Origin of the sequence: Massilia sp. UYP11 (assembly GCF_050434805.1) — a bacterium.
GTDB lineage: Bacteria > Pseudomonadota > Gammaproteobacteria > Burkholderiales > Burkholderiaceae_D > Telluria.
Window position 1 is genome coordinate 16198 of sequence record NZ_JBNDJE010000024.1, and the last position, 13415, is coordinate 29612.

At 69.0% G+C, this 13415-nt stretch carries 12 protein-coding genes; 7 read left to right on the forward strand and 5 right to left on the reverse strand.

The genetic code is table 11. The features are described from left to right. Nucleotides 1–101: 101 nt before the first annotated feature. Both ABIB38_RS21570 and ABIB38_RS21575 read left to right on the forward strand, forming a co-directional pair. The gene (locus ABIB38_RS21570; RefSeq protein ID WP_429206751.1) at nt 102–1532 is read left to right on the forward strand and encodes an NfeD family protein; all 1431 of its coding nucleotides are present in this window, start codon (nt 102–104) and stop codon (nt 1530–1532) included. Nucleotides 1533–1544: 12 nt separating this feature from the next. Further along, nucleotides 1545–2321: a slipin family protein gene (locus ABIB38_RS21575; protein ID WP_429206752.1), complete on the forward strand. Its 777-nt coding sequence runs from the start codon at nt 1545–1547 to the stop codon at nt 2319–2321. 109 nt (nt 2322–2430) lie between these two features. Here the strand turns inward: ABIB38_RS21575 and ABIB38_RS21580 are convergent, their stop codons facing one another. From ABIB38_RS21580 to ABIB38_RS21590, 3 genes are all read right to left on the reverse strand, one after another. Next, nucleotides 2431–3612, reverse strand: a complete 1182-nt coding sequence (locus ABIB38_RS21580) for an NADH:flavin oxidoreductase/NADH oxidase (protein WP_429206753.1) — start codon at nt 3610–3612, stop codon at nt 2431–2433. A 264-nt stretch (nt 3613–3876) separates the two neighbouring features. Further along, the gene (locus tag ABIB38_RS21585) at nt 3877–5025 is read right to left on the reverse strand and encodes a glutathione-independent formaldehyde dehydrogenase (protein WP_429206754.1); all 1149 of its coding nucleotides are present in this window, start codon (nt 5023–5025) and stop codon (nt 3877–3879) included. Between the two features lie 438 nt (nt 5026–5463). Continuing rightward, on the reverse strand, nt 5464–5886 hold the full coding sequence (locus tag ABIB38_RS21590; RefSeq protein ID WP_429206755.1) for an Rrf2 family transcriptional regulator: 423 nt from the start codon (nt 5884–5886) through the stop codon (nt 5464–5466). A 394-nt stretch (nt 5887–6280) separates the two neighbouring features. On the opposite strand from ABIB38_RS21590, the gene ABIB38_RS21595 reads away from it, so the two are divergent. After that, entirely contained in the window at nt 6281–8002 is a 1722-nt protein-coding gene (locus ABIB38_RS21595) for a glycoside hydrolase family 43 protein (protein WP_429206756.1), read from the forward strand. 135 nt (nt 8003–8137) lie between these two features. On the opposite strand, the gene ABIB38_RS21600 is transcribed toward ABIB38_RS21595, so the two are convergent. After that, nucleotides 8138–8596, reverse strand: a complete 459-nt coding sequence (locus tag ABIB38_RS21600) for a DUF2721 domain-containing protein (protein ID WP_429206757.1) — start codon at nt 8594–8596, stop codon at nt 8138–8140. Nucleotides 8597–8740: 144 nt separating this feature from the next. Here ABIB38_RS21600 and ABIB38_RS21605 point away from each other — a divergent pair, with 144 nt between their 5' ends. From ABIB38_RS21605 to ABIB38_RS21620, 4 genes are read left to right on the forward strand one after another with little or no spacing between them, the layout of a single operon-like run. Then, nucleotides 8741–9769 carry an acyl-CoA dehydrogenase gene (locus tag ABIB38_RS21605; protein ID WP_429206758.1) on the forward strand — a complete coding sequence of 343 codons (1029 nt, stop codon included), beginning with the start codon at nt 8741–8743 and terminating at the stop codon, nt 9767–9769. Then, entirely contained in the window at nt 9757–10530 is a 774-nt protein-coding gene (locus tag ABIB38_RS21610) for a PIG-L deacetylase family protein (RefSeq protein ID WP_429206759.1), read from the forward strand. Before ABIB38_RS21605 ends, ABIB38_RS21610 begins: the two co-directional genes overlap by 13 nt. Further along, nucleotides 10523–11113: a methyltransferase domain-containing protein gene (locus ABIB38_RS21615; RefSeq protein WP_429206786.1), complete on the forward strand. Its 591-nt coding sequence runs from the start codon at nt 10523–10525 to the stop codon at nt 11111–11113. Before ABIB38_RS21610 ends, ABIB38_RS21615 begins: the two co-directional genes overlap by 8 nt. Continuing rightward, nucleotides 11110–11823: a glycosyltransferase gene (locus ABIB38_RS21620; protein ID WP_429206760.1), complete on the forward strand. Its 714-nt coding sequence runs from the start codon at nt 11110–11112 to the stop codon at nt 11821–11823. The genes ABIB38_RS21615 and ABIB38_RS21620 overlap by 4 nt, the downstream gene beginning before the upstream one ends. A gap of 35 nt (nt 11824–11858) precedes the next feature. Here ABIB38_RS21620 and ABIB38_RS21625 read toward each other — a convergent pair whose 3' ends face one another. After that, nucleotides 11859–13376 (reverse strand): alpha,alpha-trehalose-phosphate synthase (UDP-forming), encoded by a 1518-nt coding sequence (locus ABIB38_RS21625; protein WP_429206761.1) that lies wholly within the window; start codon nt 13374–13376, stop codon nt 11859–11861. Nucleotides 13377–13415: the final 39 nt, after the last annotated feature.

Consider the following 13415-nt stretch of genomic DNA (forward strand, 5'->3'; position numbering starts at 1 on the left):
CCTCATCGCCAGCCTGCTCTCTGGTGCGCTCGCGCGCCGGGGCTCGGCCTGGCGCGCGTGCCGGTCACGCTCGTCAAGTAAGGGAACAGGAAAAATTCTCCATGAGCGCTACCCGGCAAGCTACTGTCCCCCGCCCCGATCCGCGCGCGAGCCGGCTGGCGAAAAGGATCGCGTCGCTCCGGGCCGCCTGCCTGCTTATCCTGCTGGCCCTGCTCGCGCTGTTGCCCGCCCCGGCCTGCGCCGCACCGGGCGTGGGCCTCTTGACGATCGACGGCGCGCTCGGCCCGGCAAACGCCGACCATGTCGTTCGCGGCATCGAGCGCTCCGCCGCGCAAGGCCACCAGCTGCTGATCCTCAAAATGGACACGCCGGGCGGCCTCGATACCGCGATGCGCACCGTGATCAAGGCGATCCTCGGTTCGCCGGTGCCGGTGGCGGCCTACGTGGCGCCAAGCGGCGCGCGCGCGGCCAGCGCCGGCACCTATCTGCTGTATGCGAGCCACATTGCCGCCATGGCGCCCGGCACCAATGTCGGCGCGGCCACCCCGGTCGAGATCGGCCTCGCGCCGCAGCCGCCGGCATCCGGCGAGCGGGACGGCAAGCAAAAGGACGGGCAAGGCGGCGAGGACGTGGCCTCGCGCATGAGCGCCAAGCAGCTCAACGACGCCGCGGCCTACCTGCGCGGCCTGGCGCAGCTGCGCGGGCGCAACGCCGAATGGGCGGAACGCGCCGTGCGAGAATCGATCAGCCTCACGGCCGAGGAAGCCCTGCAGCAGAACGTCATCGGGTATCTGGCGGCGGACGTGCCGGCCCTGCTCGGCCAGCTGGAGGGCCAGTCCGTCGCGGTGCTTGGCCAGCAGCGCCGCCTGGCGACCAAGGGCGCGATCATCGTCGAGTACGCGCCCGACTGGCGCACAAGGCTGCTCGTGGCGATCACCAATCCAAGCGTTGCCCTGTTGTTGATGACCCTCGGGATCTACGGCCTGGTATTCGAGTTCATGAACCCGGGTTCGGTCGCGCCGGGCGTGATCGGAGGGATCTGCCTGCTCCTGGGTCTGTATGCCCTGCAGCTATTGCCGGTAAATTACGTCGGACTGGCCCTGATCGTGCTCGGTCTGGTCTTCATGTGCGCCGAGGCCTTCCTGCCCAGCTTCGGCATTCTCGGACTCGGTGGGATCGCCGCCTTCGTCGCCGGCGCACTCATGCTCATCGATACCGAACTGCCGGGCTATGGCATCCCCCCCGGCCTGGTGGGCACGCTTGCCGTGGCCAGCGCGCTGCTGCTGTTCGGGACGATGCGCCTGGCCATGAAGACGCGCCGGCGCAAGGTAACGAGCGGCGTCGAAGGCCTCATCGGCACACTGTGCACGGTCGAGAAGGTGGCCGACAACGACGCGCGCCAGGGCTGGACCCGCGTGGATGGCGAGCTCTGGCACGTCGCAGGCGGTTTTCCCCTGTTTCCTTCGCAAGTCGTCCGGATCATCGGCAGACGAGGCCTGACCCTGGACGTCTCCCCTGTCGAGAAAAACTAGGAGAGCTTCACCATGATCGCGATTCCCGGATTCGGCATCGGCCTTGGCGCCGTCTTGTTTTTGGTGCTGGTGCTGCTGGCAGCGGCAATCCGGATACTGCGCGAGTACGAGCGCGGCGTCGTGTTCCAGTTGGGCCGTTTCTGGGGCGTGAAGGGTCCGGGGCTGATCATCATCATCCCGGTATTGCAGCAAATGGTCCGGGTTGACCTGCGCACCATCGTGCACGACGTGCCGACCCAGGACGTGATCTCTCGCGACAACGTCTCGGTCAAGGTCAATGCCGTGATCTATTTTCGGGTGGTCGATCCGGAACGCGCCATCATCCAGGTCGCGAACTTCATGGAAGCGACCAGCCAGCTGGCCCAGACCACGCTGCGCGCCGTGCTCGGCAAGCACGAGCTTGACGAGATGCTGGCCGAACGCGAACGGCTGAACATGGACATCCAGCAGGTTCTCGACGCCCAGACCGACGCCTGGGGCATCAAGGTCGCGAACGTCGAGATCAAGCACGTCGACCTGGACGAATCGATGGTGCGCGCCATCGCGCGCCAGGCCGAGGCCGAGCGAGAGCGGCGCGCCAAGGTGATCCACGCGGAAGGCGAGCTGCAGGCCTCGGAAAAACTGCAGCAGGCGGCTTACGTGCTGGCGCAGCAGCCTGGCGCGATGCAGCTGCGCTACATGCAGACGCTCGGTTCGATCGCAGGCGACAAATCGACCACCATCGTCTTTCCGCTGCCGATGGAGCTGCTGGCTGGGTCCGGCACGCCGATGCGCAAGGAGGCGATCTGAGCGCCAGGTCGCGGCGCGCAATAGCGTTGTCCGCAAACACCGGCGCCCGGAACTCACTTCGCCGTTTGCGCCGGCGCTCGACGCGTCGATCGCCGGGATCGCAGCCTGGTCATTTCGCGCGGCGTTTCACGGCATAGCCATATTGCACCGGCCAATCCGGCTCCTCCTCGAACGCATGCTGGGCCTTCAGGCTCCAGTACGGCTCGCGCAGCAATTCGCGCCCGACCAGCACCAGGTCGGCGTCGCCCCCGGTCACGATGTCGTCCGCCTCCTTCGGATCCGTGATCAGCCCGACCGTGCCGGTAAGGATGCCGGCGTCGTCGCGGATGCGGCGGCTGCATGGCACCTGGTAGCGCTTGGCGACGGGAATGCGTGCGGTCGGCAGATTGCCGCCCGTCGACACGTCGATGAGATCGACGCCCAGGTCCTTGAGGCGCTGCGTCAGTTCGACCGACTGCTCGATGTCCCAGCCGCCGGCGACCCAGTCGGTGGCGGAGATGCGCACGAACAGCGGCAGCTCGGCGGGAACGGTGGCGCGCATGCGTTCGGCGACGCGCAGCAAGAAGCGCATCCGGTTCTCGAGGCTGCCGCCGTACCCGTCAGTGCGCTGATTACTGTGCGGCGACAGGAATTCATGCAGCAGGTAGCCATGCGCGGCGTGGATTTCCAACACCTTGAACCCGGCGGCAAGTGAGCGCCGCGCAGCCGCCTCGAAGGCGTCGACGATGCCGTCGATGCCGGCTTCGTCGAGCGCGATGGGCGTTGGATCGTTCGGATGGAACGGGATCGGACTGGGCGCGACCACGGGCCAACCGCCCTCCTCGGGCGTCGTCAGGGTAGCGCCGCCCGTCCACGGTGCCGCCGTACTCGCCTTGCGTCCCGCGTGCGCGAGCTGGATGCCCGCGCACGCGCCCTGGCCTTCCAGGAAGCGGGCGATGCGCGCCAGGGGTTCGATCTGATCGTCGCTCCAGAGCCCCAGGTCGCCCGGGGTGATGCGGCCGTCCGGCGTGACACCAGTCGCCTCGACGATCACGAGCCCGGCGCCGCCCACCGCGCGGCTGCCCAGGTGCACCAGATGCCAGTCGTTGGCCATGCCCTCCACGGCCGAATACTGGCACATCGGCGCCATGGCGATGCGGTTGCGCAAAGTCAGGCTGCGCAGCGTTAGCGGACTGAGCAGGTCAACTTCCGGCACTTCCTGGTCATGGGCGGCGCCGGCCATCGCGCCATGCACGCCTGGATGGGCAAGCTGGGCGGCCGGCCCCGTGGATTGGTTCTGTTGCGGGTTCATTGCTTGCCTCCGGGTGAAAACAATGGTGAAAGTACATGGCGACCGCTGGGAGAACACTGTTTGCGCTGTTGCGCCCACCGCCGCGGTGGCGCTGGGGCCCTTGCGCACCAAGCCGGGTTGTCGCGCAGCTTAGAGCGGATTCCCATATTCCCGAGCACATTGGACAGGTGGCTGTGCCCCAGGGAGAAGGTTGGACACCGGCGCCGGTGGCACGTTCGTCATGGGCGCGCGACGCTTCTTCCTGCCGCCGCGCGCCCTGCGCCCCTAGGAACCCGGGTGCAGGATCACCTTGGTCCAGCCGTGCTCGCGCTGGTCGAAGTGCTGGTAGGCGTCCGGCGCCTGGTCGAGCTTGAGCTCGTGCGACACGATGAATGACGGCTTGGCGCGGCCGGCGTGGATCAGGTCGCGTAATTGCCGGTTATAGGCCTTGACGTTGCACTGGCCGGTGGCGACGAGCTGGCCCTTGAACCAGAGCGCGCCCCAATCGAGCGCGATCTTGCCTTCTTTCTCGAGCGCGTCCGGGGCGTTCGGGTCCTGCGGAATGAACACCCCCACCACGCCGATCCCGCCGGTGGGCTTGACCGAGGCGACCAGGTTGTTCATCGTGAGTTCGGGCCGTTCCTGCCGGTGATGGTGGTGATCGTGGCACTGGTAGCCCACGCATTCGCAGCCCACGTCCGCGCCGCGCCCGTGGGTCAGGTCCATCACCCGCTGCACCGGGTCTTCCTTGGAAAAATCGATGGCCACCGCGCCGATCGACTCGGCCAGCTTGAGCCGGTCCGAATGGCAATCCACCACCATCACGCTGCACGCTCCCTTGATCATCGCCGAGTGCGCGGCCATCAGGCCGACCGGCCCGGCGCCGTAAATTACCACCGCATCGCCGGGCTTCATGCGGGCCAGCTCGGTCGCGTGCCAGCCGGTCGGGAAGATGTCCGCGCACATCACGTAGTCGGACTGTTTTTGCTCCGCGTCCGGCGGCAGCTTCAGGCAGATGAAGTCGGCCCAGGGCACGCGCAGGAATTCGGCTTGCCCGCCCTGCCATGGCCCCATGGAGGCAAAGCCGAAGGCGGCGCCGACGATGCCGGGCACGTTCGCCCTGAGGCAGTAGGCGGTCAGCCCGCGTTCGCAGTTCTTGCAATGCCCGCAGCTGACGTTGAAGGGCATGCAGACCCAATCGCCGGGCTTGAGCCGCTCGACCGCGGGACCGACTTCCAGGACCACGCCCAGGTTCTCGTGGCCAAAGACGCGGCCCTGCTCGAAATCGGTCCGCCCCTCGTACATGTGCAGGTCGGAGCCACAGATGTTGGTGCTGGTGATCTTGACGATCGCATCCGTCGGGCGTTCGATCTTGGGATCTGGCACGTTTTCGACCGCAACCTGGTTGGGACCTCGGTAGACAACAGCTTTCATGATCTACTCCTTGAGCTGCCGGAGAAGGGCCTGCGGCGAGACGGAGACAGGACGCGGCAATGCGTTCCGGCAGTGGTTGGCGATACCCGCGAAAGGCGCCCGCGGGACCCTCTGCCGGCCGCCTGGGCATCGGTGGTCCGCGGCAGAAGCGAAACAGGTTAGATACGCGCCCGCCCGATCGCAAGCGGTAATTCGATTGACGTCACTACCGACGAGTCGCTTTTCCGGCGTGTGCATGCATGCGACACGCTTCGTACGGCGTGATAACCGTCACTCGTGGAGTGCCGGATTCGCTGCACGACGGCGCTGCGCGAGCGCCACCATCCGGTTGCGCAGCTTGAGCGGTGATGTGCTTATATTGCCACTCGACGAAATACGATATCCATTAAATCGGCACTCCTGCAGTGGCGGTTTTCCCAGAGCCAGAGCCCCGCTACATCACTCCGGCCTGACGGTCGGGGCCGGGATGAATGCCGACAGTTTCACCTGGCTGAACTCGCGCAGCAAGGCGCCCGCCGCCTGCGCCATCGCCACCTCGAGTGCGCCGTTGATCGCCTGCTCTTGAAGACAGCCAGGATGATCGACATGCGCCCCGATGGCGAAGATCACCGGCTCTTCGAGCGCCTCGTAGACGTCCAGCACCGTAATGGCGTCCGGGTCCACCGCCATCACCCAGCCGCCATTGCGGCCCGCGGTCGAGCGCACGTAACCCGCCTCGCGCAAGCCGCCCATCATGCGGCGGACCAGGACGGGATTGGTGTCCAGCATGACAGCCAGCTCTTCCGAACTCGTCGTGCCCTTGCGGCCGTGTATATGCACCAGCGCGTGCAGCATGCGCGCCAGCCGAAAATCAGCTCTCATCGATATCCTCCTGCCGCAAGGATACCGCAACTCCGAAAGTATCGGAATCAAGATCCCTATCGCGATAGCAGGAATCCGCATGTTCCTTGCCATGCCCTCCCCTGGCCTTGCCGAACGTTCATCCTGTTTCCTGGTGGCTTTCGTCTGATGTGTTAGCGCTTTCGTAGTCAGCGGCTGTGAAGATACTTGTTTGGCGTTGTAACTTTGTTGGTTAGTTACGTTTTGATGCAAAGACCTAGACTGTGCCAGTCCCCGATATATCTTCCGGACTCAACTTTGTATTGCGGGCTAGTATTTATTGAACGACAATGATTGCGCAATCATTCGTGACGTTCCCCTTACGATCCCAACCGCCTGACGCATCCAAAGCGGCGGTTAATTTTTCAAGGTCATCATGATTTCCCTACGCACCCTGGCAGGCATCGCATCCATTGCCGGATTGGCGGCCTGCTCCACTCCGGGCAGCCAATCCGCCACCGATGGCGCATCGGCCCGAGCCGCCCTCTTCGAGCGCTTCAGCTATCAAGGCCGGTCGCAGGAGACGGTAACGCCCACCGCCACGCAATACCGCAATCCGATCCTGTCCGGCTATTACCCCGACCCCTCCGTGCTGCGCGTGGACGACGACTATTACCTGATCAATTCGTCGTTCACGAACTTCCCCGGCCTGCCCCTGTTCCATTCGCGCGACCTGAGCACCTGGACCCAGATCGCCAACGTGATCAGCCGGCCTTCGCAAGCGAACTTCCAGGGCCTGAGTTCATCACGCGGCATTTTCGCCCCCGACATCTCTTTCCACAAAGGCGTGTTCTACGTGGTGACCACCTGCGTCGATTGCGGCGGCAATATGGTCATGACCGCCACCAGACCGGAGGGCCCGTGGTCCGAGCCGGTCAAGCTCGCCTTCGGCGGCATCGACCCTTCGCTGTTCTGGGATACGGATGGCAAGGTCTACCTGGTCGGCAACGACGCTCCGGCAGAGAACCCGCGCTACGACGGCCACCGCGCGATCTGGGTCCAGGAATTCGACCCCGCCGCGCTGGCGGTCAAGGGCGATCGCACCTTGCTCGTCAACGGCGGCGTCGACATCGCGGCCGAACCGAGCTGGATCGAGGGGCCGCATATCTTCCGCCGGGGCAGCCATTACTACCTGATCGCAGCCGAAGGCGGCACCGGCGACAACCATTCGCAAGTGGTGTTCCGCTCGGCCAGCGTGCGCGGTCCGTTCACGCCTCATGCGCATAATCCAATCCTCAGCCAGCGCAAGCTCGATCCGGCGCGCCCGAACCCGGTGACCTCGGCCGGCCACGCCAAGTTCGTCCAGACCCCGGACGGGCAATGGTGGGCAACCTTCCTGGCCACCCGGCCCTACCGCGACGGCATGTACAACATCGGACGCGAGACCTTCCTGCTGCCCGTCACCTGGAAGGACGACTGGCCGCTGGTGCTCGAGGACGGCAAGGCGATTCCCTTCGTCGCCGATCGGCCCGCGCTGGCGCCGCAGGCGCGCCCCGCCCCGCCGCTGTCCGGCGACTTCGCCTATGTCGACGAGTTCGACGGCGCGCGCCTGTCCGAGGCCTGGATCGGCGTGCGCACCCCGGCCGCGCCATTCCACCGCCTGGCGGCGGGGCGCCTAGTGCTGGAGCCGCGCGGCCGGCTCGGCGACCTGAAAGCAACGCCGGCCTTCCTTGCGCGGCGCCAGCAGCATCACATCGCCACGGTCGGCGCCAGCCTGCGCTTTCGGCCCGCCCGCGAAGGCGACCGCGCCGGCCTCGTGGCCTACCAGAGCGACGCTTCGCACCTGTTCTACGGCGTGACCCGGCTGGGCCGGCGCGACGTGCTGGCGCTGATCGTGCGCGACAAGGCCGACGCCAGGGACGACACCGGCGCCGACCGCCTGCTGGCCAGCGCTCCCGTGGACGGCGACGCGATCGACCTCGAGATCCGCTTCGATGCCGGCAGCATGGACTTCTTCTATACCGCCGGCGGCGTGCGGCGCACGCTGCGCGCCGACGTCGACGGGACCTTCCTGTCGACCAGCAAGGCGGGCGGTTTCACGGGCACGATTATCGGCCCCTACGTCTGGCGCGCCGACGGCGCGGATGCGCCTGAATGAGAACGTGGCGGTCTCCTGGCCAAGGTCGGCGCCTTGGCCAGCGTCACCTCTAACATTGCGTATTATGCGCCACCATGGCACAGCAAGATACGGCAAGCTGGCCGGGCAGGCCTCGTGTGCGCCCGGCCTTGCCCGCTATCGCCCCGTCGCCCCGCAGCCGGCCAACGCCGCGAGCTGCTGCGCGCGCATGAAGCTGCAGCAGACCACGATCTCGCGCATCAAATAGACGAAGCCGACAATCAGCGCCAGCATGCCGCCCACGAAGCACAGGACGATGTACTGGTCGAGCGGCAGGTCGGTGGTGCCTTCGAGGAACAGCGTTGCGATCACGACGCAGATCAGCAAGCCGCAGGCGGTGCTGGCGGCGATGCCGACGTTGATGAGACGGGCGCGGTGATGGAGGTTGAGCAGTTCACCGACGTCATCGCTTTCCTGACGCATCTTCAGGCGCTCTTCCAGCACCCGGCTGCGGTCGATCAGGCGGCCCAGGCGGTTGGTCAGCACGATCAGCATCGTGCCCACCCCGGCCAGCAGGAATACCGGCGCGGTCGCCAGCTGGATGGCTTCACCGATATTGCTGAGCTGGAGGTCCATGGGAAAGTGGCGTCGGCCTGATGACGGGGATGCGGCTAGTGTAGCAGCACGGCATGCGTCATTGCAGCACGCACGCCTGGCTGCCTGCCGGACAGGCGAACTCATGCGTAAGTGGTACGATGCAATTTTTACAATACAGCTGCGATGCCTTCCGAACTGCCCTCCACCGGCGCGCCCCTGGCGCCGCTCCTGCGCACGGCGCTCCCGTCCCTGCGCGATGCCGCGCCAGCGGCCGCATTCAAGCGGCTGGTCGCGCTTGGCCTGGACCGCCTGCCGCTGCCGGGCCACGGCGCCACGCTCGAACGCTGGCGCGCGCTGGCGGCCGTCGGCGCCCACGACCTTGCGCTTGCCAAGCTGTTCGAAGGCCATACCGACGCCCTGGCCATCCTCCATGAAGCGGGCGCCCCCGCCGGCGGCGACGACGCGCTCTGGGCCACCTGGTGCGCCGAGCCGCCGGATGCGCGCCTGGCACTGTCCCCCGGCCGGGATGGAGGATTGCGGCTGGACGGGCGCAAGGCCTGGTGTTCGGGTGCGCGCGACGTCACCCACGCCGTGGTGAGCTGCTGGCGGCGCGACGGCGCCGCGATGCTGGCCGCGGTCGACCTGCGCCAGGCCGGCGTCACGGTGACCGGCGACGGCTGGAACGCCGTCGGCATGGCCGCCAGCGGCAGCGTCGACGTGCATTTCGACGCCGTCGAGGCCCGGGCGCTGGGCGGGCCGGGATTCTATGTGGAGCGCGCCGGTTTCTGGCACGGCGGCGCCGGTGTCGCGGCCTGCTGGTTCGGCGCCGCGACCCGTCTTGCCGACGCCCTGGCCGAACGCCTGGCCGGCCGCGGCGACCCGCACCGCTTCGCGCAACTGGGCGAAGCGGCAGTGGCCCTGCAGGCCAGCGCCGCGCTGATGCGCGAAGCGGCGGCGCGGATCGACCGCACGCCGCAGGCCAACGCCATGGGCGAGGCGCTGTCGGTGCGCCTCTCGGTCGAAGCCAGTGCGGGCGCGGTGCTCGCCGTGGCCGGCCGCGCGCTGGGCGCGGGCCCTCTGTGCAAGGACGCGGCGCTGGCGCGGCTGTATGCCGACCTGCCGATCTTCCTGCGCCAGAGCCATGCCGAACGCGACCTGGAAGCGCTCGGGCGCCTGGTCGGTGAATCGGGAGCGGCGCCATGGACGCTGTAGCGCACTCGCGCCACATCGCCGGCGCCGGCACCACGGCCGCGGCCTGGCGCCAGGCCACTGAACTGGCCGCCGCGCCGTCCACCACGCTCGATCGGCTGGCGCCGCCGGGCAAGCGCGTGGTGGTGGTCGCCCCGCACCCGGACGACGAAATCCTTGCCTGCGGCGCGCTGCTGTTTCTGCTTGCGCAGCGGGGCGACGCGCCGCTGGTGGTCGCCGTCACCGATGGCGAAGCGAGCCACCCCGGCTCGCCCGACTGGCCGCCGGCGCGTCTGCGCGCGCAGCGCGCACGCGAGACCGTGGCGGCGCTCGCCTGCCTGGGCCTGGCCCATGCGCGCATCGAACGGCTCGGCATTCCCGACGGCGCCGTCGCCGCGGCCGAGCCGCAGCTGGCACAGAAGCTGGGCGCGCTGCTGCGGCCCGGCGACCTGTTGATCACCACCTGGCGCCACGACGGCCATCCGGACCACGAGGCCACGGCGCGCGCCTGCGCGGCGGCGGCGCGCGCGCACGCGGCCAGCCTGCTGCAGGCGCCGGTGTGGGGCTGGCACTGGAGCGCGCCGGGCGATGGCGCGATGCCGTGGGCGAACGCCCGCAAGCTGGCCCTGCCCGCCCATGCGCTCGCGCGCAAGCGCGCCGCGCTGGCCTGCTTTACCAGCCAGATCGAGGCCGACGCCAGCACCGGCGCCGCCCCGATCCTGCCGGCCTTCGCCATGGCGCGCGTGCTGCATCCCTTCGAGCTGTTCTTTGCCGACCATGATTGACGACCACCTGCGCCACTTCGAAGCGCTGTACGCGGCCAGCGACGATCCCTGGAACGTGCGCGGCGCCTGGTACGAGCAGCGCAAACGCGCCATCCTCCTGGCCAGCCTGGGCAAACCCGTCTACCGCAGCGCATTCGAGCCCGGCTGCGGCAACGGCGCAATGAGCGCAGCGCTCGCGGCGCGTTGCGAGCGCCTGCTGGCCTGCGACGGCGCGGGCGCGGCGCTCGAGGCGGCGCGGCGCGCCCTGCCGCCGGCCGCGCGCGGCGCGGTGCGTTTCGAACGGCGCCGGCTGCCGGCCGACTGGCCCGATGGCCAGACGTTCGATCTCATCGTCGTGAGCGAGCTGGCCTATTATTTCGAACTGGACGCCGCCAGCGCGCTGCTGGCGCGGGCCGCCGCCTGCCTGGCGCCGGACGGCGAGCTGGTGCTGTGCCACTACCTGCACGACTTCGACGACCGCGCCTGCGGCACCGAGGCGCTGCACCGGGCGGTCGCCGCGCTCCCGGGCCTCGCGCCCACGCTGCGCCACCAGGACCAGGACTTCCTGCTCGAGGCCTGGACGCGGGCCGGAGGCCACCCGTGATCGGCGTCGCCATTCCCGCCCACAACGAAGAAGCCTGCCTCGACGCCTGCCTGCGTTCGCTGCTGCGCGCCGCGCGCCACCCCGCGCTGGCGCGCGAACCAGTCTGCGTGTGCGTGGTGCTCGATGCCTGCGCCGACGGCTCGCGCGCCATCGTCGCGCAGCACCAGCAGCGCTTCGCGGCCGCCGGCTGCGTCCTGGAATGGGTCGAGATCGCGGCGCGCCGGGTCGGCGCCGCGCGTGCGCTCGGAGCGCGGCGCCTGCTCGAGCAAGGCGCGCGCTGGCTGGCGTTCACCGACGCCGATACCCGGGTCGGACCCGGGTGGCTCGCCGCCCAGCTCGCGCAGGACGCCGACGTGGTCTGCGGCTCTGTCGCGGTGGACGACTGGTCGCCGCATGCCGGCATGGCCGCGGCGCTGCGCGAGCAGTTCGTGCGCGACTACCAGGATCGCGACGGTCATCGCCACATCCACGGGGCCAACCTGGGGGTGAGCGCAGAGGCCTACATGGCGGCCGGCGGGTTCGCCGCGGTCGACTGCCACGAAGACGTGATGCTGGTGCGCGCGCTCGAGCATATCGGCGCGCGCTTCGCCTGGAGCGCCGCGCCGCGGGTGTTCACCAGCGCCCGCGTGGATGCGCGCGCGCGTGGCGGCTTCGGCGATACGCTGGCAGCGCTGAGCGCGTGCCTGCACCCGTGCCTCGGCAGTCCCTGAACCCCGCGACCCACGGTGGATGAACCGGCCGGCGTTCAGTCCCCGGCGCGCCGTCCCAGACCTGCCAGTGCCCGACGCCCCGCGCGGCCGGCCGCGATCCGCATGCCGTCGGCGAGCAGGCGGGCCGCCCAGCCGAATACCGTGTTCTGGCTTACCACGGCGCGCATGGCGCGCATGCGGGCGGTCTGCTCCTGCGCCGGCATGTCCAGCGCGCGCCCGATCGCGCGGGCGACGCCGGCGATGTCGCGCGGCTCGACCAGCAGGGCCTGCTCCAGTTCGGCCGCGGCGCCGGCCTGGCGGCTGAGCACCAGCGCGCCGCGCAGGTCACTGCGCGACGCCACGAATTCCTTGGCCACCAGATTCATCCCGTCGTGCAGGCTGGTGACCAGGCACACGTCGCTGGCGCGATAGCAGTCGGCGACGGTGGCCGCATCGGCGCTGGCGGCGTGCAGCACCACCGGTTGCCACGCGCCATCGCCCGCATGGGGACTGAACCGGGCATTGATCCGGTCGGTCAGCGCCTTCACCTGGCGCGCGACCTCCTGGTAGGCCGGCAGCGCGCCGCGGCATGGCGCGCCGATCTGCAGCAGGGTCACCTGTCCGAGCAGCTCGGGACGCCGTTCCAGCAGCAGTTCGAAAGCCTGCAGCCGCTCCGGTATGCCCTTGGTGTAATCCATGCGGTCGACGCCGACCAGCAGGCGCACCCCCGGCGCAATGCCGAAGCGGCGCCGGACGTCGTCGCCCAGCCCCGGCGCGGGCAATTCCTGGCGGCCGGGCCAGGCGATCGAAATCGGGTAGGCGTCGACGTGGGCGGCACCTGGGCCCTGGGCGCAGCCGGCGCGCGCCAGCTCGAAGTTGGCCAGGTCGCCCGGGGTCTGCAGGCCGACGACGGTGCTGGCCAGCAAGCTGGAGATCACCCGCTCGCGCCACGGCAGGCGCGCCAGGCGCTGCGGCGCCGGGAACGGGATATGCCAGAACAGCACGATGACCGCCTCCGGCAGGCGCTCGCGCACCATCTGCGGCACCAGCGCCAGGTGGTAATCCTGGACCAGCACCACCGGACGCGCGCTCGCGGCTTCGGCCACCACGGCGTTGGCGAAACGGCGGTTGACGTTCACATAATGGTCCCAGTCGGCGGCGCGGAAGGTCGGCTCGACCCCGGTGTGGTGGCACAGCGGCCACAGGCCCTCGTTGGACAGGCCGTCGTAGTAGCCGGCGACTTCGTCAGCGTCCAGCCACAGGCGGCGCAAGCGGTAGGGAGCATTCAGGTAGTGCTTGCGCACGCGGTCGTGCTCGTCGCAGGTGGCGCGGTCGGCGTCGCCGCTGCCGTGGGCAATCCAGCACCCGCCTTCCTTGGCCAGCACCGCTTCGAGCGCCGTGACCAGGCCGCCGGCCGGGCGCTGGGCCTTGATGCCGTCAGGCGTATGGGAGTGGATGCAAGGGGCCCGGTTCGAGACGACGATCAGGTCGTCGCCGCAGCCCAGCTGCTCGAGCAGGCGGGCCAGGTCGGCGCCGTCGCGCACGTCGCCCGGAGTGAGCAGGCTGGCCGGCACTTGATGCCTGCGAACGTCGCGGCGATCGGCGGGCAGCCC

Excerpts from the sequence above, each read along its gene's own strand:
- ABIB38_RS21570 (WP_429206751.1), top strand. The coding sequence starts at position 102 with ATGAGCGCTACCCGGCAAGCTACTGTCCCCCGCCCCGATCCGCGCGCG.
- ABIB38_RS21575 (WP_429206752.1), top strand. The coding sequence starts at position 1,545 with ATGATCGCGATTCCCGGATTCGGCATCGGCCTTGGCGCCGTCTTGTTT.
- ABIB38_RS21580 (WP_429206753.1), bottom strand. The coding sequence starts at position 3,612 with ATGAACCCGCAACAGAACCAATCCACGGGGCCGGCCGCCCAGCTTGCC.
- ABIB38_RS21585 (WP_429206754.1), bottom strand. The coding sequence starts at position 5,025 with ATGAAAGCTGTTGTCTACCGAGGTCCCAACCAGGTTGCGGTCGAAAAC.
- ABIB38_RS21590 (WP_429206755.1), bottom strand. The coding sequence starts at position 5,886 with ATGAGAGCTGATTTTCGGCTGGCGCGCATGCTGCACGCGCTGGTGCAT.
- ABIB38_RS21595 (WP_429206756.1), top strand. The coding sequence starts at position 6,281 with ATGATTTCCCTACGCACCCTGGCAGGCATCGCATCCATTGCCGGATTG.
- ABIB38_RS21600 (WP_429206757.1), bottom strand. The coding sequence starts at position 8,596 with ATGGACCTCCAGCTCAGCAATATCGGTGAAGCCATCCAGCTGGCGACC.
- ABIB38_RS21605 (WP_429206758.1), top strand. The coding sequence starts at position 8,741 with ATGCCTTCCGAACTGCCCTCCACCGGCGCGCCCCTGGCGCCGCTCCTG.
- ABIB38_RS21610 (WP_429206759.1), top strand. The coding sequence starts at position 9,757 with ATGGACGCTGTAGCGCACTCGCGCCACATCGCCGGCGCCGGCACCACG.
- ABIB38_RS21615 (WP_429206786.1), top strand. The coding sequence starts at position 10,523 with ATGATTGACGACCACCTGCGCCACTTCGAAGCGCTGTACGCGGCCAGC.